This window comes from Nocardia stercoris (genome assembly GCF_003696265.1).
GTDB lineage: Bacteria > Actinomycetota > Actinomycetes > Mycobacteriales > Mycobacteriaceae > Nocardia > Nocardia stercoris.
On record NZ_RFFH01000018.1, the window covers coordinates 71305 to 92566 of the forward strand.

General features: G+C 67.2%; 22 protein-coding genes. 9 read left to right on the forward strand and 13 right to left on the reverse strand.

The window, feature by feature from the left end; translation table 11 throughout:
* Window positions 1-30 precede the first annotated feature (30 nt).
* The 4 genes from EBN03_RS28515 to EBN03_RS28530 form a co-directional block, all read right to left on the reverse strand.
* Entirely contained in the window at window positions 31-1152 is a 1122-nt protein-coding gene (locus EBN03_RS28515) for an NDMA-dependent alcohol dehydrogenase (RefSeq protein ID WP_122191246.1), read from the reverse strand.
* Window positions 1149-2000: an SDR family NAD(P)-dependent oxidoreductase gene (locus EBN03_RS28520; RefSeq protein ID WP_158675766.1), complete on the reverse strand. Its 852-nt coding sequence runs from the start codon at window positions 1998-2000 to the stop codon at window positions 1149-1151. Before EBN03_RS28520 ends, EBN03_RS28515 begins: the two co-directional genes overlap by 4 nt.
* Before the next feature lie 74 nt (window positions 2001-2074).
* A complete protein-coding gene (locus EBN03_RS28525; RefSeq protein ID WP_122191248.1) occupies window positions 2075-2551 on the reverse strand; it encodes a cupin domain-containing protein in 477 nt (158 codons plus the stop codon).
* 180 nt (window positions 2552-2731) lie between these two features.
* A complete protein-coding gene (locus EBN03_RS28530) occupies window positions 2732-3709 on the reverse strand; it encodes a LysR family transcriptional regulator (RefSeq protein WP_122191249.1) in 978 nt (325 codons plus the stop codon).
* 172 nt (window positions 3710-3881) lie between these two features.
* Here EBN03_RS28530 and EBN03_RS28535 point away from each other — a divergent pair, with 172 nt between their 5' ends.
* From EBN03_RS28535 to mftE, 8 genes are all read left to right on the forward strand, one after another.
* Complete coding sequence (locus EBN03_RS28535) at window positions 3882-4622, forward strand: IclR family transcriptional regulator (protein ID WP_122191295.1); 741 nt, start codon at window positions 3882-3884, stop codon at window positions 4620-4622.
* A 254-nt stretch (window positions 4623-4876) separates the two neighbouring features.
* The gene (mftA, locus tag EBN03_RS28540; RefSeq protein WP_122191296.1) at window positions 4877-4987 is read left to right on the forward strand and encodes a mycofactocin precursor MftA; all 111 of its coding nucleotides are present in this window, start codon (window positions 4877-4879) and stop codon (window positions 4985-4987) included.
* Window positions 4977-5279 (forward strand): mycofactocin biosynthesis chaperone MftB, encoded by a 303-nt coding sequence (gene mftB, locus EBN03_RS28545; protein WP_122191250.1) that lies wholly within the window; start codon window positions 4977-4979, stop codon window positions 5277-5279. The genes mftA and mftB overlap by 11 nt, the downstream gene beginning before the upstream one ends.
* Window positions 5276-6448: a mycofactocin radical SAM maturase gene (gene mftC, locus EBN03_RS28550; protein ID WP_122191251.1), complete on the forward strand. Its 1173-nt coding sequence runs from the start codon at window positions 5276-5278 to the stop codon at window positions 6446-6448. Before mftB ends, mftC begins: the two co-directional genes overlap by 4 nt.
* A gap of 23 nt (window positions 6449-6471) precedes the next feature.
* Window positions 6472-7644, forward strand: coding sequence for a pre-mycofactocin synthase MftD (mftD, locus tag EBN03_RS28555; protein WP_122191252.1), 1173 nt, complete (start codon window positions 6472-6474; stop codon window positions 7642-7644).
* Window positions 7644-8435 carry a mycofactocin-coupled SDR family oxidoreductase gene (locus tag EBN03_RS28560; protein ID WP_122191253.1) on the forward strand — a complete coding sequence of 264 codons (792 nt, stop codon included), beginning with the start codon at window positions 7644-7646 and terminating at the stop codon, window positions 8433-8435. The genes mftD and EBN03_RS28560 overlap by 1 nt, the downstream gene beginning before the upstream one ends.
* Window positions 8432-9754 carry a mycofactocin biosynthesis glycosyltransferase MftF gene (gene mftF / locus EBN03_RS28565; protein WP_122191254.1) on the forward strand — a complete coding sequence of 441 codons (1323 nt, stop codon included), beginning with the start codon at window positions 8432-8434 and terminating at the stop codon, window positions 9752-9754. Before EBN03_RS28560 ends, mftF begins: the two co-directional genes overlap by 4 nt.
* The gene (gene mftE / locus EBN03_RS28570) at window positions 9751-10446 is read left to right on the forward strand and encodes a mycofactocin biosynthesis peptidyl-dipeptidase MftE (RefSeq protein WP_122191255.1); all 696 of its coding nucleotides are present in this window, start codon (window positions 9751-9753) and stop codon (window positions 10444-10446) included. Before mftF ends, mftE begins: the two co-directional genes overlap by 4 nt.
* Window positions 10447-10507: 61 nt before the next feature.
* On the opposite strand, the gene EBN03_RS28575 is transcribed toward mftE, so the two are convergent.
* From EBN03_RS28575 to EBN03_RS34680, 8 genes are all read right to left on the reverse strand, one after another.
* Window positions 10508-11443: an alpha/beta hydrolase gene (locus tag EBN03_RS28575; RefSeq protein ID WP_122191256.1), complete on the reverse strand. Its 936-nt coding sequence runs from the start codon at window positions 11441-11443 to the stop codon at window positions 10508-10510.
* A 254-nt stretch (window positions 11444-11697) separates the two neighbouring features.
* Window positions 11698-13188, reverse strand: a complete 1491-nt coding sequence (locus tag EBN03_RS28580) for an aldehyde dehydrogenase family protein (RefSeq protein WP_122191257.1) — start codon at window positions 13186-13188, stop codon at window positions 11698-11700.
* A 43-nt stretch (window positions 13189-13231) separates the two neighbouring features.
* Window positions 13232-13525 carry a putative quinol monooxygenase gene (locus EBN03_RS28585; RefSeq protein ID WP_147471735.1) on the reverse strand — a complete coding sequence of 98 codons (294 nt, stop codon included), beginning with the start codon at window positions 13523-13525 and terminating at the stop codon, window positions 13232-13234.
* Between the two features lie 156 nt (window positions 13526-13681).
* Window positions 13682-14893, reverse strand: coding sequence for a CaiB/BaiF CoA transferase family protein (locus EBN03_RS28590; protein ID WP_122191259.1), 1212 nt, complete (start codon window positions 14891-14893; stop codon window positions 13682-13684).
* Between the two features lie 129 nt (window positions 14894-15022).
* The gene (locus tag EBN03_RS28595; protein ID WP_199743000.1) at window positions 15023-15367 is read right to left on the reverse strand and encodes a DUF4286 family protein; all 345 of its coding nucleotides are present in this window, start codon (window positions 15365-15367) and stop codon (window positions 15023-15025) included.
* A 13-nt stretch (window positions 15368-15380) separates the two neighbouring features.
* Window positions 15381-16934: an aldehyde dehydrogenase family protein gene (locus EBN03_RS28600; protein ID WP_122191297.1), complete on the reverse strand. Its 1554-nt coding sequence runs from the start codon at window positions 16932-16934 to the stop codon at window positions 15381-15383.
* A 249-nt stretch (window positions 16935-17183) separates the two neighbouring features.
* Window positions 17184-17837 (reverse strand): zinc-binding dehydrogenase, encoded by a 654-nt coding sequence (locus EBN03_RS34675; RefSeq protein WP_199743001.1) that lies wholly within the window; start codon window positions 17835-17837, stop codon window positions 17184-17186.
* Entirely contained in the window at window positions 17803-18249 is a 447-nt protein-coding gene (locus tag EBN03_RS34680; RefSeq protein ID WP_199743002.1) for an alcohol dehydrogenase catalytic domain-containing protein, read from the reverse strand. Before EBN03_RS34680 ends, EBN03_RS34675 begins: the two co-directional genes overlap by 35 nt.
* Before the next feature lie 290 nt (window positions 18250-18539).
* Between EBN03_RS34680 and EBN03_RS28610 the strand changes: the two genes are divergently transcribed.
* A complete protein-coding gene (locus tag EBN03_RS28610) occupies window positions 18540-19526 on the forward strand; it encodes an alpha/beta hydrolase (protein ID WP_407671257.1) in 987 nt (328 codons plus the stop codon).
* A gap of 416 nt (window positions 19527-19942) precedes the next feature.
* On the opposite strand, the gene EBN03_RS28615 is transcribed toward EBN03_RS28610, so the two are convergent.
* The gene (locus EBN03_RS28615) at window positions 19943-21022 is read right to left on the reverse strand and encodes a lactonase family protein (protein ID WP_158675767.1); all 1080 of its coding nucleotides are present in this window, start codon (window positions 21020-21022) and stop codon (window positions 19943-19945) included.
* Window positions 21023-21262: the final 240 nt, after the last annotated feature.

The window sequence follows — 21262 nt, forward strand, 5'->3', positions numbered from 1 at the left end:
CGCCCGGCGGTACCACGGACGACCCGGCATTCAGTGCCTGCCCTGGAAGTCGATGACGCCGCGGATGTTGCGGCCCGCGTGCATGTCCACGTACGCCTCGTTGACCTGTTCGAGCCGGTAGGTGGTAGTGATCATCTCGTCGAGCCGCAACGCGCCTCTCCGGTAGAGCTCCAGCAGCATCGGGACCTCGTGCTGCGGCCCCGCCATCCCGTACAGCGCGCCCTGAATGCGCTTCTCGCTCATGGTCAGATCCAGCACCGGGACCGACATCTCGGTCAGCGTGTGCGGCGCCGCGCTGGTCACCACCAGGGTTCCCCGCTTACCCAGAGCGTCGTAGGCCTGCTTCAGCTGTTTCTGCGTGGGAACGCCGATGCACACGACCACCGAGTCGGCGCCTTGTCCGTTGGTGGCCGATCGCGCCAGCTCACCGGCCTCATCGATCGAGTCGACGGCGTCGGTAGCGCCGAGTGAGAGGGACAACTCCCGTTTCATCGGCACCGGGTCGACCGCGATCACTCGTCCCGCGCCGCGGAAGGCCGCACCCTGCACGGCACTCATGCCGATTCCGCCGGTACCCACCACGACTACTACGTCGCCGGCATCGATGTCGGCGGCACGCGTCGACGATCCCCATCCGGTCGGGACCGCACAGCCGACGATGGCCGCAGTGGTGAACGGGATGTCGCGGGGGATCCGCACCACGCATTCCTGCGGTACCGTCGTCCACTCCGAGAACGTAGACAGGCAAGCGTTCTGGGCAACGCCGTGACCGTCCGCGTGCATCCGGAACGTGCCGTCCGGGCGGGTACCTACGGTGATGAGATGACCCGCGTCACAGAGATTTTGATGGCCGGTGACGCACATCCGGCAATGCCCGCACGCGGCGATGAACGAGGTCACCACGTGGTCCCCGGGTCGTACCCGGGTGACTCCCGGCCCGACTGCCTCGACGATGCCCGCACCCTCGTGCCCACCACACGCCGGATACGTATGAAACCGCATGTCCCCCTTAGCGAAGTGGTCGTCGGAATGGCAGAGACCCGAGGCCATCACCTTGACGAGAACTTCGCCCTCGTCAGGCTCGTCGAGATCCACGCCCCGGACGTCCCACGTCCCGGGCGCCTCCCACAGAATCGCCGCCATCGTCTTCATTCGCGTACCTCGTCGGACGCGAATTCGCATGCGACCTGCGTGATGAGGTCGACGGTCGCGTCCTTGGTGAAAGCCATCGCACCTCCGTCTACGGTGAGATCGGCACCGGTGATCCAGGACGACAGGTCACTGGCCAGAAAGAGCGCGGCATTCGCGATATCGGAGGCCAGGCCGGCCCGCCCGATCAGCGTCTGGCCGCCGATGGCCGCGCTGACCCGAGACAGGAACCGAGATGCGTCCGCATCCGCGATGCCGAACATGGGCGGGATCATCGGGGTCAGTACAGCGCCAGGAAGGATCGCGTTGGATCGCGTTCCGGTGCCCTTGCTTTCGAGCGCGGTCTGCCGAACCAGTGCCAGCACAGCCGCTTTGGCCATCGAGTAGGCGGCGCCGTTCCATCCGGCCTGCAGCGCGGCGATACTCGCGGTGGTGATGATCGAGCCGGCTCTGCCCTGCCGTCGGAACTGGCGCAGAGCGAATTTGTGCGCCGCGGCGTGCGCGTCGAGGTTCAACGCGAGTGTCCGGCGCAACCCCTCCGGGGCGAGTTCGGCGACCGGCGACAAGTCGCACGCAGCGCCGGCATTGCTGAAAAGCACATCGAGACTACCGAATTCGTCGGCGGCGTACTGGACGAGCGATTCGAGCTGGTCCGCGTCCGTGACGTCGACTCGGCGAAAGCGAGCTGCCGGCCCCAGCTGGTCCGCGGCGGTTTGCCCCGCGTCTTGCTGAATATCGGCGAGCACGACCTTCGCACCGTGCTCGAGGAAGGTCGCGGCAGTCGCCAGCCCCATCCCGCTCGCGGCACCGGTGATGATCGCGACCTTGCGGTCGAGCAGTTGTGCGGACATGGAATCTCCTAGGGTTTCTCGAAACAAGCGATATGAAAATCCGCAGCGTGGACAGCGGACACGACTGCGAACGGCTACATGGTCGGCTCGAGAGCCCGGCCGTCCACGGACAACTGCCGGCTGGTGGCCATGACGAAGGCGGTTCTGGTCCATTCGCCGGTCGGATTCCGCCAGGCATGCATCGTGCCGCACTGGACGATGCTGTCGCCCGGACCGAGTCGCACGATGTGTCCGCCGTCGAGCACGGCCTCGAGTTCGCCGCTCAGCACGACGCCGTAGTCGATGCTCGACGTGCGGTGCGCGGGAAACTCACTGTCCGGGGCCCAGTCCACCAGATAGAAGGCCGTGCCGTTCTCGGGAGCGAACGCCTCGATGAGCTGCGCACCGTCGCGCTCATCGGCATTGTTCGACGGGAATTCGTCGGTAGCCCAGAGCCGCATAGCTAATGCCGTAGGAGACGCTTCGAATGCCTCCACCACTGAATCCGATACCACGATCGAGCGCCCCTTTGAATCATGGCCGGTAACGACACGTCGCGCTTGATGTTTCATCGACTCTCTCCTGTGAGATGACTTCGTCCCCGAAAAGATGATTCCCTTTCGGGATCTCGACGGTAACGTGCATCACACCGAAGGCCTATTGAATATTCAGGAAGTGCCGATTCGAATTTATCGAATTATACACACGCGTCAGCATTCCCACTGACCCGATACGGATGCGACGTGCGGAAATCAGCTCGCGGTGGCCACGTGCGCGGGCGGCGTCTGCAGCACCTCCCGCACGGTGGCGTCGCCGTCCATCGGACGGTCCAGTAGCTGCGCGACGAACGTCCGCGCGGCAGGACTTTTCGCACGCCCGCTCGGCGTCGCGAGGTGAATGTGACGAACCGCCCAGGGCTCGTCGAAGTCGAGCACGGCGACCCGGGACAGTACGGCGTAGTCCAGCAGGCATTCCGGCACCACCGTGACCCCCAGTCCCGCCTGCACCAGACCGATCGCGACCTCGCCACTGCGGACCCGGTGCGGCGAACGGAATTCCACCCCGAGCCGCACCGCCGCCGCCCGGAACGCACCCAGCAGCGACGACGGCGCGATCAGCCCGGCGGCCGCCAGCTCGCCGAAACCCGCCGCGCCCCGCGCGGCCAGCGCGTGGTCCGGCGGCACCACCGCGACCAGGCGATCCTGCCGGTAGGGCGTCACGTCGACACCGCTGAGATCGAGATGATGCGCGGCGGCGAATACGCCGAGGTCCGCGTCGCCGCGGGCCACCTGGCGGACCACATCGGCGTTCTCGGTCTCCTGTAGCGCGACCTCGACCCGGGGATACTCTGCACCGAACTCGCCGATCGCGCGGGCCAGCAGCGGAACGATGATGGACCGCGCGGAGACGATCGACAGCTCGCCTTGCACGCTCTCGGTGAGCGAGGCGATCTCCGAGCGCATAGCGTCGAGATCTCCGAAGATCGAGCGCACGTAACGCTCAAGGACCGCCCCGGCCGCGCTCGGCACCACCCCTTTGGGGCCCCGTTCGAGCAGCTCGACGCCCGCGATGTCCTCGAGGACCTGGATCCGCTTGGTCGCGGTGGACGGGGCGATGTTCTCACGGATCGCGGCGAGACCGATCTGGCGCTCCTCGATCGCAGACAAGAACAAGCGCAGCGTGAACAGATCGACTTGCCGGATCAGGTGAAGCCGGTTGAACGTTGCCATCTGGACCTCGCGAATCAGCTCCGGGATCGGCGTCGATCCCGTCGGTTTCGGCGCGCGCCCAGCGAGAACTATGACGTGCGCCACTTCGCGCTCTAGACTACATCATATGTACGAACAGAGTGTTCGTACATATGAACAGCCCGCAACTGCGGTCGTGTGATGGGATGTGTCGATGTCAACCAGACAGCAGGGTCCGGCGCAGGAGCACCGGACGGTGTCGCGCGTAGTGACGATCCTGGAACTCGTGGCCCGCAGTCCCGCGGGATTGACGCTGGCCGAACTGTCGACCGCCCTGGAAGCACCGCGCTCGTCGATTCACTACATCGCCAAGGGCCTGGCGGCCACCGGCTACCTCACCGACGACGGTGTCTACACGCTGGGGCCGGCCGTGGAGGCCCTGCTCGGCGCGGGTACCGCGTCCGTGGAGCGCATCGCGCGCCCGGCCATGGAATCGCTGCACCGTGAATTCGACGAGACGGTGCTGTTGTGCCTGCGGGCCGGGGAGCAGATCATCTACGCCGACACCATCGAATCCACACGGCCCGTACGATTTTCGGCCCAGCCGGGCGAACGCCGGCCCCTGTATCCCTCCAGTGCCGGCCGCTGCTTCCTGGCCTACAGCAGCCCCGGATTCCGCACGGACTATCTGCGTCGCCACCTCCCCGACCTCGCGCGGCGCGCCCAGGTGGACGACGAACTGGCTCGCATCGTGCGGGACGGGGTGGCCTACGCCGACCAGCGCGTCACTCCCGATCTCGGTGGGGTGCACGCCCCGGTGTTCCGCAACGGCACCCACGTCGCGGTACTGACTGTGGCCGGGCCGATTTCGCGCATTCAGCCCCTGCTGGATCCGCTGCGCCGCGCCGTCGTCGCCCAGGCCGCGACGCTGACCACACAGCTCACGCACCCGTAATTTCACATTCGTGTATCTATCCAGCGAATTCGATCGAGCCGAATCACCACTTCGCGATTTTTCAATGGATGTGGCGCACGACACGGACTACCGTCGGAATTCGGCTGAACAAGTCGAATAAACACCCATGTCAGTATTTCCGGCATTTGCGCATCGATTCCGGTATGCACTGTCGGCCCGCCGGGCGCTGAAGAAGGCTCCTGACACCGGTGACCGAATCCCGCAAGCCCGGTATCGATCCGAAGGAGATCTCCATGTCGTACCCACCCTCCGAGCAGCCGGCGGCGACCGGCACTGACGCCGTGATCGAGGACGATCTCCTTGTCGAGGAGGTCTCGATCGACGGCATGTGCGGTGTCTACTGACCCCGCCACATTCGACCCCGCCCGGCCCTATGCCCTAGCCGAGTCGGTGTCGCTGCGGCCGGAAACCTTCGGCGCGCTGGCTTACGACTACCGCACCCGACGACTGTCGTTCCTGAAAACCCCTGGGCTGGTCGGGGTCGTCGAGGCACTCGAATGTGTTCCCGACGTGTTCGCCGCGCTCGCGGCGGCAGCGATCCCCGACGCCGAGCACGATGACTACCTGCGTGCACTGGCCGGGCTCCACGAGTCCGGAACCATCCGATGCCGCATCACCCGGACAGGACACCCATGAGATTGGTCGACCACTTCGAGCACGGTCTCGCCGCCCCGATCTGCCTCACCTGGGAGCTGACCTACGCCTGCAATCTGGCCTGCGCGCACTGTCTATCCTCCTCGGGGCGACGCGATCCGCGCGAGCTGTCCACTGCCGAGTGCCGGACCGTGATCGACACCCTGCAGCGAATGCAGGTGTTCTACGTGAACATCGGTGGTGGCGAGCCGACCGTCCGCGCCGACTTCTGGGAGTTGCTGGATTACTCCGTGGACCACCGGGTGGGAGTCAAGTTCTCCACCAATGGGATTCGCCTGACACCCGAGCGCGCGACCCAGCTGGCGGCCGCGGACTACGTCGACGTGCAGATCTCGATCGACGGCGCGACCGCCGAGGTCAACGATGCCGTCCGCGGACCGGGTTCGTTCGCCACCGCGCACCGCGCCATGGCGAATCTCGCCGCCGCGGGCAAATCCGGATTCAAGATCTCGGTCGTGATGACGCGCCACAACGTTCCGCAACTCGACGAATTCAAGGCCCTCGCAGACGAATTCGATGCACAACTGCGCCTGACCCGGCTGCGTCCAGCCGGGCGAGGTGCCCAGGTGTGGCAGGATCTGCATCCCACCGCGGATCAACAACTCCGCCTGTACAACTGGCTGCTCGCGCACGGCGAGGACGTGTTGACCGGCGATTCGTTCTTCCACCTCAATGCCCTCGGCTCCGCCGTGCTACCCGGCTTGAATCTGTGCGGCGCCGGGCGCGTGGTCTGCCTGATCGACCCGGTCGGCGACGTTTACGCGTGCCCCTTCGCCATTCACGAACAGTTCCTGGCGGGCAACGTTCGGGAATCAGGCGGATTCGAGGGCGTGTGGCGCAACTCGGAGCTGTTCACGCGCCTGCGCGAACCGCAGGCCGCCGGGGCGTGCGCGTCCTGCTCCGCGTTCGACTCCTGCCGGGGCGGCTGCATGGCGGCGAAGTTCTTCACCGGACTGCCCTTGACCGGACCCGACCCCGAATGTGTACGCGGGAACGCCGAATTCGCGCTCGCCGGGGTCGGCACGCGAATTCCGCAACCAGACAAGGACCACTCCAGGACCGTGCGCCGGCCCGTCGCGCTCGGACTTCCTATGACCCCTTTCGCACCCGATCGCGCCTGTGACGCCAGTCCTCTCGCCGGGATGCGGTAGCCGATCCATCGACAAGGAAAACCATGGCAAGCACACGAGATTGGTTCGAGTCCGTCGCCGAGGCGCAGCGCCGGGCCGAGAAGCGCGTACCGAAGCCGGTCTATCTGGCCCTGCTGGCGGGATCCGAGGCCGGTACGACCCTCGCCGACAATGCCGCGGCATTCGCCGAACTTGGTCTGCGTCCCCGCATCGCCGATCTGCCGGCAACCCGCGATCTGTCCACCACTGTTCTGGGGCAGAACATCTCGATGCCGGTCATCTGCTCACCGACCGGCGTGCAGGCGGTCGATCCGGCGGGTGAGGTCGGGGTCGCGCGGGCTGCGGCCCGCTCCGGCACCGCGCTGGGATTGTCGTCCTTCGGCTCCCAGCCCATAGAAGCGGTGGTGGCCGCCAACGACAAGACGTTCTTTCAGGTCTACTGGCTCGGCAGCCGGGACGCTATGACCGCCCGCCTGGAGCGTGCCCGTGATGCCGGTGCCAAGGGCCTGATCGTGACCCTCGACTGGATCTTCGCGACCGCCCGCGACTGGGGCAGCCCAGCATTGCCCGAACGCATCGACCTCCGCACGGCGCTGCGGTTCGCGCCAGCTGTGCTGGCCCACCCGGGATGGCTGTGGCGTTTCGCCCGCACCGGACACCTGCCGGACCTCACCACCCCGAATCTCGCCGCTCGCGGGGAGCCCGGGCCGACCTTCTTCGGCGCATACGGCGAATGGATGGGCACCCCGCCGCCCACCTGGGACGATCTGGCCTGGCTGCGCTCGCAGTGGGACGGCCCCTTCCTGATCAAGGGCATCTCGCGGCCCGACGACGCCGAGCGGGCGATCGATGCCGGCGCCACCGCCATCTCGGTGTCCAATCACGGCGGCAACAACCTCGACTCCACGCCCGCGGCCATCCGGCTGCTTCCAGGCATCGCGAAAGCCGTCGGCGGGCAGCTGGAAGTCTTCCTCGACGGTGGCATCCGGCGCGGCAGCGACGTGGTCAAGGCCCTGGCCCTGGGCGCCGACGCGGTCATGATCGGCCGGCCCTATCTCTGGGGTATGGCCGCCGGTGGTGAACAGGGCGTGCACAATGTGCTCGAAATCCTGCGCCAGGGAATCGATTCCACGCTGTACGGGCTCGGCCACAGCTCGGTTCACGACCTCTCCCCCGACGACGTTGTGATCCCGGACGGGTTCACCCGGGGGCTGTGATGGGCGCCGCCCCGGTCGCGATCGTCACCGGTGCCGGGCGTGGCATCGGAGCGGCCACCGTGCACCGGCTCGCGCACGCCGGGTGGCAGGTGGTGGCCGTCGACCTGTGTGCCGACGATCCACGCGTACCGTATCCACTGGCCACTGAACAGCAATTGCGTACTGTCGCTGCCCCTTACGGCGATTCGGTGCTGCCGTTCGTCGCCGATGTGCGTGATCCGGGAGCGCTGACCGCCGCGGTCCGGTCCGCCGAGGTCCGGTTCGGGGGTCTCGACGCCGCGGTCGCCGCCGCCGCGGTGATCACCGGCGGCGGACGGCCGCTGTGGGAAACCACCACCGCGGACTGGGAACCCATGTTCGACGTCGGCGTACACGGTGTGGCCAATCTGGCCCGCGCTGCCGTGCCGGCCCTACTGCGCAGGCCGGGGCCACGAGGTGGCCGTTTCCTCGCCGTCGCCTCGGCCGCCGGGCACCACGGCATGTGGCGGATGGCCGGGTACAACGCCGCCAAGCACGCGGTCGTCGGGCTGATCAAGGGACTGGCCGAGGACCTGCGCGGCACGGCGGTCACGGCGGTCGCGGTCTCCCCCGGGTCGACGCGCACCGATCTGCTCACCGCATCCGCCCGGATCTACGGCCTGGACAGCGTCGACGACTTCGCCCGCCATCAGCTGGTGGGACGGGTACTCGAGCCCGAGGAGGTCGCCGCCACGATCGCGTGGCTGTGCGCACCCGAATCCGCTTGTATCACCGGCAGTGTCGTCCACGCCGACGGTGGGTTCCGACCGTGAGAGTGATACTGGACGCCGAGGTACGGCGGAGCGCGAACGGGCGGGTGCTGCTGGGCGGGTCGCCGCCACGGGTGCTGCGCCTGAGCGAATCCGGCAGCCGCCTCCTGGACGCGTGGCTCGTGGGAGCGGTGGTCACCAACGAGGCACGAGCGCTCGCTCGCCGCCTGCTCGATGCCGGTCTGGCTCATCCCGCGGTCGGGCCTACCGACGTCCCAGCGAACACGAAAAGCTCAGTCACGCTGGTCGTTCCCGTACGCGACAATCACACTGGACTCGCCGCCCTGCTCGCGGCCATCCAGGACTCCCTCCATACCGTGGTCGTCGACGACGCCTCCGCGGTTCCGATCCCCGCGGCCACCCACCGCCACCACCGTCGACGCGGGCCCGCCGCCGCACGGAACACCGGATGGCATTCCGCCACAACGGAATTCGTGGCCTTCCTGGACTCCGATGTCGTACCGCGCGGGGATTGGCTCGGCTCGATCCTGCCGCTGTTCGACGATCCGCGAGTGGCCGCCGTCGCACCACGCGTCCGCACCAGGGCGAACGGGGCGATCGGCCGATACGAATCCCGGCGCTCAGCGCTCGACATGGGCCCGGTGCCCGCCGCCGTCCGTCCGCACGGCCGGGTGCGCTACGTCCCCTCGGCCGCGCTGGTCGTCCGAGTAGCAGCCTTGGCCGCGATCGGCGGCTTCGAGGAGTCGCTGCGATTCGGGGAGGACGTCGACCTCGTCTGGCGGCTGCACGCCACCGGATACTCGATTCGCTACCAACCGGATTCGACCGTTCACCACCAGCCGCGCGATACCGTCGCGGCCTTCGCACGCCAGCGCTACGACTACGGCACCTCGGCCGCCGCGCTGGCGCGCCGCCACCCGGGGCTGCTGCATCCCGCCTATCTGTCCCCGGTCACGGCCGCGCCGGGTTTGCTCGCGCTCACCGCCCATCCGGTCACCGCGGCCGTTCCCATCCTGGCGACCACGCTCCGCCTCGCGCGGACGGTCCACCGCCAAGGCGTCCCACTACCGGCGGCACTGTCCTTCGCCGCCAATCGCGAACGAATGGTGTTGCAGCAGTGGACTATCGCGCTACGCCGCGCCTGGTGGCCGCTGGCGTTGTGCACCCGGCGGGGGCGCAGGCTGCTACTGGCCGTCCACCTGGCCTCCGCCACCACCATGTCCCTCGACCCGATCTGCGCGCTGCTGCGAGTCGTGGACGACAGCGCGTACGGGCTCGGCGTCTGGGCCGGCTGTCTGCGCGAGCGCACACTCGCCCCACTCCTGCCCCGGGTACGGATCCGCAAACGGCGGCGCGCATGACCGAACTCGCGGCACTCCGGTTCCCCGACGTCACCGCCCGCGCCCGCCACACCGTGCTCGCAATTCCGCTGGGCGCGACCGAGCAGCACGGGCCACACCTGCCGCTGCACACCGACACCACCATTGCCACGGAGCTGGCTCGGCGGTTGGCCACACAGCTGCCCGAGGTGCTCGCCGCGCCCGCTGTCCCCTACGGCGCGAGCGGTGAGCACGCTGGCTTCCCCGGCACGCTGTCGATCGGATGCGAAGCGCTGCGCCTGGTGCTGCTCGAACTCGTCCGCTCCGCGGACCGGTTCGCGGGCGTGGTGCTGGTCAACGGCCACGGCGGCAATCTCGAACCGCTTCGGTCCGCGGTTCGCACCCTGCGGTCCGAAGGACGTGACGTCCTGGCCTGGTCACCGTCGGCCCCCACTACCGACAGCCACGCCGGACACACCGAGACCTCGGCGCTGCTGTACCTGCGCCCGCAGGATGTGTCCATACACGCCGCACGGCCGGGAAACACGACGGCCCTGCCGCAGTTGATGGACACACTGCGACACTCCGGCGTCGCGGCGGTGAGCCCCAACGGAGTACTCGGCGACCCGACCACCGCGGATCCGATCGACGGCCGGCGCATACTCGACGGGTGGACCACGGCGCTGGTCGCCCGAACGCGTCAGCACTTCGGTCTCGCGGCGCCCGTCGGTTAGCGTCGCACGAAAGCGCAAGGGCCACTGGTGTCAGGTGGCCCTTGCGCCGTGTTCGTGCCGATCAGCCCAGGTGCTTACGGTAGAACGGCACCAGGTTGTCCAGCGCCACACCCGTCGGGCCGGGCTGGTCGTACAGGTCGTAGTGCGACGCGCCCTCCACCACGACGAGTTGCTTGTCCTTCGACGCGGCACGCCCGTACAGCTCCATGCTCAGCCGCTGCGAAGCGAAGGCACCGACCTTGTCGCCGATGACGATGCACAGCGGCTGGGTCAGGAAGACCTCGACCCGGTCGTAGGCGTCCCAATCGGCCAGGGCGGCTTGGCGCGCGAAGTTGAAACTCGTCTTGCCACCGGGAGCCTGGCCACGAGGGGTCTTGTAGTACTCGGTGGCCTCGACGATGTCGATATCGGTGATGCCCGCCTGCTTCGCAGCGTCGACCGACGGGGGCAGCAGGTCGTTGATCACCTGGGCCTGCCCGCGGGCCTCCGCGGTGCGCTGCGCGGCGACGGCCTCGAGCATGCCCATCGGGTCGTACTGCGAGAAGCCCTCGCGCATCAGCCGGCCGACGTTGCTTCCGACAACGGTCCCAAGCGCCTTGATCCGGCGGTCGATCTTGGTGGCCGCCACGCCGTAACCGGCGCCGCCGCAGATCGCGAGCACGCCGATGTTGTCGGCGTCGACATACGGCAAGTTGACGAGGTAGTCGATCACGAAGCTGAAGTCGCTGGTCCGGAAGCCGGGATCCTCGACCGACCGCGGATCGCCGCCGCTGTCGCCCTGGAAGCTCGCGTCGAAGGCCGCGACAACGAAGCCCGCCTGGGCGAGCGCCGATCCGTACACATTGCCCGAAGTCTGCGCCTTACAGCTGCCGGTCGGGTGACCGGAGACGATCGTGGGGTACACTTTCGATTCGTCGAAGTCCGGCGGGAAGTAGATATCCGTCGCGATGTCCCAGGCCCAGCCCTTGACCGCCACCGTCTCGATGTTGTCTGCCATGGTCGTCCTCTCCCATTCTTTGGCTACTCCCTAGCTACAACATCAATTTATGACCGTTCGAGTAGTAGCGGAAGGTCAGAACGGTGCATAGGAAAGTTCCTTCCCAGGCACCGGCCAGAGGACGCCGAGACAGCTAACCAGCTGTGGCGACACGGTTCGGTCGACCGGGACGACACATCCCCGGGGTGCGCACCGACCTGGCTCGTCCGCCGCACGGCTCGACTCTCGCGCGGCGAACGATCGCCCGGCCGGACCTAATCGAGGTTGATATAGACCGCCTTCGTGCTCAGATAGGACTCGACGTGTTCGCGGGCTCCTTTCCAGCCGTAGCCGCTCATCTTCTGTCCTCCGAATCCGATGGCCGGGTCCAGGACGCCGTAGCAGTTCACCCAGACAGTTCCGGCTCGAATGCCCTGCGAGACTCGGTGCGCGGTGGACAGATCACGAGTCCAGACGCCGCCACCGAGGCCGAACCGGGTGTCGTTGGCCAGCCGGAGGGCATCATCGACGTCGTCGAACGGGATGACGGTGGCCACCGGGCCGAAGATCTCCTCACGAGCGATGGTCATGTCGTTGGTGGCGCCGGCGAAGATCGTGGGCGCCAGATAGAAGCCGTCGGACAGGTCACCGCCGAGGCGCTTGCCGCCGGCCACCAGCTCGGCACCCTCGGAACCGCCGAGGTCGACGTACCCCATGACCCGGTCCAGCTGGCGCGCCGAGATCAGCGGCCCGAGCTGGGTGTCGGGCTGCAGCCCGTCTCCGACGCGGATCGTCTTCACGAATTCACCCATCCGCGTGACGAATTCATCGTGGATGGCGCGCTGTACGAAGATGCGCGAACCGGCCACGCACACCTGCCCGCTGTTGGTGTAGACACCCATGGCAGCGCCGGGGACGGCCCGGTCGAGATCCGCGTCGGCGAAGACGATATCGGGCGACTTGCCGCCCAACTCCAGTTGCAGGCGTTTCACATTGCCGGCCGATGCCTTCACGATCTCCCGAGCGGTGCCGACCGACCCGGTGAAGGCGAGCCGATCGACGTCAGGGTGCTCGGCGAGCGCCTGTCCCGCTTCCCGCCCGTATCCGGTGACCACATTGATCACACCATCCGGAACGCCTGCCTCGGTGAGCAATTCAGCCACCCGCAGCACCGACAGCGACGCGTCCTCGGCCGGTTTGAGGACCGCGGTGCAACCGGTCGCCAGTGCCGGCCCGAAGATCCACCACAGTCCGATCAGCGGGCCGTTCCACGGAATGATTCCGCCGACCACCCCGGCCGGAGCAAGATGCTTGAGGGTCAGGAAATTCCCCGGCAACGAGTTCGCCGCCGTGGCTGTCGTGGCGGCGTCGCAATGCGAGGCGAAGAACCGCAGCACCTGCGAGGTCCATTCGGCCAAGCCGCGCGTGCGCTGCAGCGGGGCACCCATGTCCAGCGTCTCGATTGTGGCCAATTCCTCGAAATTGTCCAGCACGACGTCATGGACCTTCAGCAGCAGCGCGCGACGCTGATGCGGGGTCCAGCGGCTCCACTCCCCCTCGAATGCCCGGCGGGCCGCGGCGACCGCACGATCCACGTCCTGCGGTCCGCCCTGTGCGAGGTGCGCCAGCACCCGGCCGTCCGCCGGATTGACGACCGGGATCTCGCCGCCGGACACCGGCTCGACCCAGCGGCCGCCGATCAGCAGCTGCTTGGTCCCGGACACGAAATCCGGGACGACCGAATTCGCGGCCTTCGTATTCGACATCTGTTCTCCAGTTCGAGCAAGCATTACACCGGTAGCGGACCGGCTATACACCCATGAAGTCGTGGTAACGGAAGCTGACATCCCCGTCGAGCAATTCGGCGAGTTCTGCGATCACTCCGGTCTCGTCACGCCATGCGAGGTAGTTCTCGAAGCTCTCCCGGTCGACCCATTTTTCCACGAAGAGAATGCGATTCGGCTCGTCCTGGTTGCGGGCCACCTCGACAGTGATGTTTCCCTCGAACCCCCGCGTTCCCGGCAGATGTTCGGCGATCCACGCATGGAGGTCTTCGTAGCGGCCGGCTTTGACGGTCATATCGATTGCTACCTGAACGGCCACAACCGTCTCCTTTACCCTTGATTTTCAGTCGAATTCGACGGCAGATGTTCGCCGCCCAGTCAGTGAACCAGAGAAATCGCTCACCGCGCACCGGCTTCGAGTTGATCATTTTCGAAGCGCCGGTTCGGAATTCATCAACCGGCGATGGGTCGCCAATTATCTGGCCGTGAGATTCTCCGGGGTGTATACCGCACCGGCGGCGAGCAGATTTCCGATCTCGTCGCGGCCGAATCCGTACTCGGCGAGCAACTCCACCGAGTGCTCGCCGAGTCGCGGTGCGGGGTACCGCTGTTCGGGTGCGTCCCCACTCCAGCGCTGCGGGATTCCCATCGATCGCAACGCGCCCTCGGAAGGATGGTCCTCCTCGAAGAAGAATCCGGTCTCCTTCAGGTGCGGATCCTCCAGGAGCGATTCGACAGTGTTCATCTCGATCGCCGGAATGTCGGCTTCGGTCAGGAGCTCCAGCCACTCGGCCGTAGATCTGGTCGCCAGCACCTGGGCCAGGAACTCGTAGAGCAGGCCGATGTGCTGGGTGCGGCCGTGGATATCGGCGAACCGCGGATCCTGAGCCATCTCCGCATGACCGGAGATCTCGAAGAACCGCCGCCAGTGTTCGTCGTTGTAGACGTTCACCCCCAGATAGCCGTCCGACGTGCGATAGGGACGGCGGTCGGGATTCATCATCCGGGCGTACCCCGACTCGCCGATCGACGGCACGAAGGTGTGGCCGTAGAGGTGATCGCCCAGGACGAACTGAGTGAACGTCTCGAACATCGGCACCTGGATCTCCTGGCCGGACCCGGTCCGCTCGCGCTGGAACAGGGCTGTCGACACGGCCGTGGACAGCGCCATTCCCACCACTCGATCCGCGATCGCGGTCGCGACGTACTCGGGCGGACCGGACTTCCGGCTCTGAAGCACCGGCATGCCGACCGCCGCCTGGATCAAGTCGTCGTAGGCCGGCCGATCGGCATACGGGCCGTTCTGCCCGAAACCGAAAGCGCCGCAATAGATCAGCCGCGGATTCAGCTCCCGGACCCGGGCATACGACAGGCCGAGCCGGTCCATCGCCTGCGGCCGCAGGCTGTAGAGCAGGACGTCGGCACCGGCCAACATACGTTTCAGCGCCGTATTGCCCTGCTCGTTCTTCAGGTCGAGCACGATACTGCGCTTGTTGCGATTCAAATGCAGGAATATCGCACTCATACCGCGGTTCCGGCACGGCCCCACACCTCGGGTCGTATCACCCTCGCGAGACTCGACTTTCGCGATATCCGCACCCAGGTCCGCCAGCAGCAACGATCCGAACGGGCCCATGAAATTCGAGGTCAGATCCACGATCCGCACGCCGTCGAGCGGTCCGGCCATAAAGACTCTCCCTATCCGCACACTTCCCGGAAATTCCGAAAGTGCCACCGATGTTCAGTGGCAGCCAGGGCGGAATCCCGCCCTGGCGCTCGTCCGGGGCCCGTGCTAGCGAGGCACCGGACGAGGGGCTCAGACCGCCGCTTCGAGGCGACCGGTGACCGCCTCGAAGATCAGCCCCAGCCGCTGCGGGTGCAACGCCGTGCTGATCACCATGTCAGCGGTGTTGTACCGAGCCGCGAGCGCGTCGACCACCGACTGCAGATCGTCGGTCTCCAGGTCGTACAGCGCACAGTAGGTCCACGGGTACGGCGGTTCGGCGCGCTGAGCCCCATCGGCGATCTTGAACAGCTGGGCGGACGAGAAACCGGGCACCCGCAGCGCATCGTGCAGATGAGTTTCGGTGTACCACCGGTGGAATTCGCCTTCTCGGCCGTCGACCGGGTTGGTCAATACGACGTATTGATATCTGGGCACGGCATTCTCCCGATCACGCTGTCGCCGGCGGGGTACCCAGCACAAGGCCGTAGGCGCGCCGCGAGACGTCCCCGGACAGGTCGACGGTCACCGACTTGGCCTGGGTGAATTCGTCCAGGGCGTCCGGGCCGAGCTCCCGGCCGGTGCCGCTCTGCTTGTAGCCACCGAACGGCAGGTACTGGTCGATGTTGTGGTAGTCGTTGATCCACACCGATCCGGCTTCGATCCGCGCCGCGACCTCGAGTGCCCGCTGGTTGTCCCGGCTCCACACTGCCGCTGCCAGGCCGTATTCCGTGTCGTTGGCGATCGCGATCGCTTCCTCGACGGTGTCGTATTTCAGCACCGACAGCACCGGGCCGAAGATCTCCTCGCGGGCGATCCGCATCTCGTTGGTCACGCCGGTGAACACGGTCGGCTCGACCCAGAAGCCCTGTTCGAAGCCGGCGCCCGACGGGGTGCCGCCACCGAAGGCCAGGGTGGCGCCCTCGGCCTTGCCGCTCTCGATGTAGCCGAGAATCCGTTCCTGCTGCGTCCGGTTCATCACCGCGCCGATGTCGGTGGCGGGGTCCAGCGGGTTGCCGATCTTCAGTGTTTCCAGGCGCGCGATCAGCCGCGCCACGAACTCGTCGTGCAACGACGTCGGCAGCAACAGCCGGGTACCGGACTCACAGGCCTGGCCGGCGTGCAGCAGGAACGCGTAGATGGAACCGTCGACCGCGGCGTCCAGGTCCGCATCGTCGAGGACGATGTTCGGGCCCTTGCCGCCCAGCTCCAGCAGTACCCGCTTGATGGTGCCCGCCGCGTTCGCCATCACCTGGCGGCCGGTCGCGGTCGACCCGGTGAACGACACCAGCCGCACATCCGGATGCGCGACCAGATGCCCGCCCACCACGGGGCCGTCACCGACCACCACGTTGTAGGCGCCGTCCGGCAGACCGGCGTCCCGCAGCATCGCTGCCAGCTCCAGCGCGAAGATCGGGGTCTTCTCGTCGGTCTTGAGCACCACGCTGTTGCCGGCCATCAGCGCCGGAATCGCCTTCCACACCGCGATGACAGCCGGGAAGTTCCATGGCACGATGCCCGCGCACACGCCGACCGGCTCACGCCGGATGTAGCCCGCGTGCAACACCTGACCGCTCACCGGAGCCGAACGCTCCCACTCGTAGGTGCGGGTCAGCTCGGCGTAGTGCTGCATGTGCACCAGTGGGAAGCCCACGCCGATCCCGGCCGCCAGCCGCACCGGCATGCCGGTCTCGCGACTGCTCAGCACGGTCAGCTCGTCCATCCGCGCGGCGACCGCGCCGATCACCCGGTCCAACACCGCCGCCCGCTCGACCGGCGGTGTGTTCCGCCACGTACCCGCGTCGAAGGTCCGCTTCGCGGCGGCCACCGCCGCGTCGACATGCTCGGTGTCCGCACCGGCAACGGTGCACACAATGCTCTCGGTCGCCGGATCGACCACCGGAATCGCCGTGGTGCTGTCGACCCAGGCGCCGTCGATGAACATTCGATAGTGCGGAACCCCGTCCCGCGCCACCGCCGCGGTCTCGGCCAATGTCGCCGTCATGGTCACCTCTCGGTCTGTCTGCCGATCACGGTCGGCACTCGAACTGTGATGCCGGTCATCCGGCACGATTCGACCGTAAGAAGGCGGAGGCCGGCGCAGATGTCCAACTTCTTAGACGGGCACTTCGGATGATCGGCACGTCGACCGCATGAAGCCGGACGATGGCCGCGCAGGGCTTCCGGAATCGTGGGTGGTCACGCAGGGAGTCGAAGCCGTGGCCCGGCCCGCGAGCTTGATCAGCTGCCCCTGTCACAGGCGCACGATCATTTTCACCTGGGTGTCGTGCTCGTCGAGCAGCCTTTTCAGGCCGCCCGCGACCAGGTCGCGCGCTCGCACGCGGGCCGTGATGAACGGGGCCAGGTCGATCTTGCCCGCGCGGACGAGGTCGATCACCTCGCGGTGGGCGTCGACGTAACCCATCGAGCCCTGAATCGAGAGTTCCTTGAAAATCAGAGTGTTCACGTCGAACACGGGGCTCTCGGTGTAGAGCGCGACCAGCACCAGCCTGCCGCCGACGGTCAGCAGGTCCAGCAGCCGGCCCGACGCCGCCGGCACACCGGCACAGTCGAATACGACATCGGCACCCCGGCCGCCACTGACCGCCGCGACGACATCGGTCAGCGACTCGGTATCGGGATCCACTACCCGGTCGGCGATTCCGACGTCGATGGCGGTTCGCCGGCGCATCTCCGCAGGCTCGTGGAGGATCGTGGTGACGCCGAGGCCACGCAGCGCGGCAGCGGTCAATAGACCTACCGGACCACCGCCCGCGACGACCGCGATGTCCCCGGCGAGCGCGCCGGAGCGGCGGACAGCGTGGTAGCCGATGCACAACTCTTCGATCAGGGCGGCTTGGTCGAGCGGGATGTCACCGATGCGGTGCACTCGATTCGCTTCGGCCACAACCAATTCCGCAAGGCCAACCGCCACCGCCCGAGATGCCGAGACTGGCCATCCGCGGACAGTGCTTGTACCGCCCGGACCTACATGCGGCGCACTCGGAGCACCCGCTGACCGGTTCCACCACGACGTGGTCACCGACAGCCAGTCCGGTCACGCCCTCCCCGACCTGCTCGACGACACCCGAGAACTCGTGTCCGAGCACGATCGGCAAGGTCTCGCCGGTCACGTGGTGCGGCTGATCGGCCGACGGTGTGACCGTCGGAATCGGGCCATGGAAGTACATGTGCAGATCGACACCGCACAGCCCGGTCCAGGCCGGCCGGATCCGGACCGTACCCGGGCGCACGTGCGGTTCGGGCACGTCGTACTCGAACCGCACATCTTCCTTGCCGTAGTACCGCACAGCCTTCACCAGCGCTCAACTCCCTCGGTAGGTGGCATCGAGAACCGGTGCGGGGCCCGCTGATTCGGGCCGCGCCCTCGGCCGACGCCAGATTGCGCATCATGCAGGATTCGCCACCGGAGAGTGTGCCTCCGGCCGAGCGCTGCCGGTGTCCAGTTATGTGGACAGTCGTCGAGCATGATCGCACATACGTTTCCGTCCACCGGGGCATCAATCGACTTCGACGAAAAGACCGCAGCATGACACACCGCATCACGTCACCAGTACGAAACCGTTTGTCCGGCAGTAGATCTCGAACGATTAGGCGGCTGCGAGCCGCTGCCGCATCGGCGGCTTGTGCCGCGCTGGTGTGCGCGGGTGCGGGCACAGCGGTAGCCGCACCCCCGACCGCGTCCGTCGACCATGTGGTGGCCCGGACCGACCGCTGGATCCAGGTCTTCGTCGATTCGCCTGCGATGCAGCGGATCGTGCAGGTGGACGTTCTCTTGCCACCCGACCGCGACTCCCCCCACCCGACGCTGTACCTGCTCGACGGCGACGGCGCCGACCCCACCCAAACCGAGAGCACCTGGACGATGCGCACCGATGCTGTCCAGTTCTTCGGCGACAAGCCGGTGAATGTGGTTCTTCCGGTCGGCGGCGGTGGCACCTTCTACTCCGACTGGCAACGCGACGATCCGCGGCTCGGTCACGTTCGCTGGGAGACCTTTCTGACCCAGGAGTTACCGCCCTTGATCGACAACACATTTCACGGCAACGGACGCAACGCGGTAGCCGGTCTGTCGATGGGCGGACAGGCCGCAATGAGCCTGACCTTCCGTTATCCGTCGCTGTATCGATCGGTCGCGTCGTACAGCGGATGCATGTACACCGCCGGTGTCGGTCAGGCGTATGTCCGGGCCGCGGTGGCCGGGCGGGGCGGCGACGCGGACAATATGTGGGGCGGCATCACAGACCCCGACTGGGCCGCGCACGATGTCAGCCTGCACACCGACGCGCTGCGCGGGAAGCAGGTCTTCATCTCGGCCGGCACCGATGTCCCAGGCGCCGCGGACCTCGCCTTGGATCCGTCACCCACCTTGCCGCTCACCGTCTCCGCCGCCATGGCCATCGAGGACGGTGCCCGCGACTGCACCCTGGCCCTCGACGCGCAGCTCCGCCTGCAGGGCGTGCCGGCCGACGTGCACTACTACCTCATCGGCACCCATTCGTGGCCGTACTGGCAGACAGCACTGCATGATTCGTGGCCGACACTGGCCGCGGGAGTGACCGCAGGCACTGAATAGCGGAAAAGGCGGTACCGATCGCCGGGTAACGGGGCAGCTCACAGACGATCGGTACCGCCGGCCCGAGGCACCCTGGTGGAGCGCAGGGAGCCTCGGGAGTTTCAGAGTTCGGAGCTGGGCCCGCCGTTGCCGCCCGACCACGCTGTCGGGTCCCTACCACTACGCCGTGGCGAACGACCGGACCCCTCCGCACGAACCCGCTGCGCGAGCCGTGTTCTGTAGCCCGATCGGAAGGATCCGCCCACCCGGACTACATTCATCCATACTATATAATATATTTTTAGCTGCCGCAATGCCCGAACGGACCGCTCGACGACAAGGGTCCGGCATCCGCTTCCTGGATGCCGGACCCGTCTCGGGCCACGCTCCGGCCTGCGACGCCTTCCGCAGGAATACCGGGGGTGCGACGGTCCCGCTCAGAGGCCGTTGGTGAGAACTCCCGACGGGCCGTCGGAGAACGTGACACCCGTGTCCACCGTCTGGCCGGAAGGCGTCAGGCTGCCGTCGGCGGCGATCGAGTAGCTGTGCACCTGAGAGGTGCCGTGCAAGGTCAGGGCATCGATCACGAAGGCGCTCTTGGCTTCCGGATCGAGGATGACCCGGCCGACCAGGGCGCCGGCCGCGGCCGGGTAGGGCGCACCGGGCAGCGGGGTCAGCGAGCCGTCGGCGTTGATCGAGAACCCGTTGATGACACCACCGCCCGCGGCCGGCACGTACAGCCGCTTCCCGTCCGGGGTGAACTGCGCACCGTGCGGCTCCAGCGCGGTGCTGTAGCGCGAACCCGGCGTCGGAGTGAGCGACCCGTCCGCGCCGATGGCGTACCCCGACAGGTCACCGCTGGTCTCGTTGCTGACGTACAGGAACTTGCCGTCCGGAGTGACCGCCGGGAGAGTCGGCATAGCGCCGGCGGGCTGCGGGCCACCGACCGGTGTCAGGTTCGCGTCGGTCCCGACCGCGTAGCTGTACACCTGGCCTTCGAGATAGCTGGCGACGAACATGAACCGGCCGTCCGGGGAGAAGGCCGGCAGGGTCAGTGCGCTCAGTCCCGGAATCTGCACCGGCGCGGCGCCGGTCGGCGTCAGCGCCCCGGTCGGGCCGATCCGGTACGATCGGATCTCGTCGGTCAGCCCGCCGACGGTGGCGAACAACCTGGTCCCGTCCGGGCTGATCACGATGCCGACCACGGGCTGACCGAAGTCCAGCTGCACCCCGTTCGGGGTGAGCTTGCCGTCGGTGCCGAGCCAGTATCCGCTGATGGCGCCCGAGACCGTCTGCGCGACATACACATTGCGGCTGTCCGGCGTCACCGCCACCGACAGCGCCCCGGTGCCCGAGGCGAACGGCGAGCCCGCCACGGTCGACAACTGACCGGCGGGGTCGACCCCCAGCACGGCCACGTTCGACGATCCGGTCCCGCCGATGACGAGAAACCGCGACGGCGCGGCCGCATCCGCCGGGGTGGCACCGAGCCAGCCGGCGACGACCAGGGAGGCCACACCGACTGCGGCACACCGTGAAAGAGCAACTACATTCCCGAACACGTACTGTCTCCTAGATTCCTGTGCTGGCCACGGATCGCGGACCGGCCCGGCAGTGCTGTGCAGAGCCGGGAGCGAAACGGAAAGGAATTCGCCGCGATTCGGGCGGAAATCCCGAGCATCCGGCGCGAGGGTGGTCATTCGGCTGCGAGAGCCGTTGTGACGCCGGTCATTTCGGCGCCGATTCCGACGCTAGAG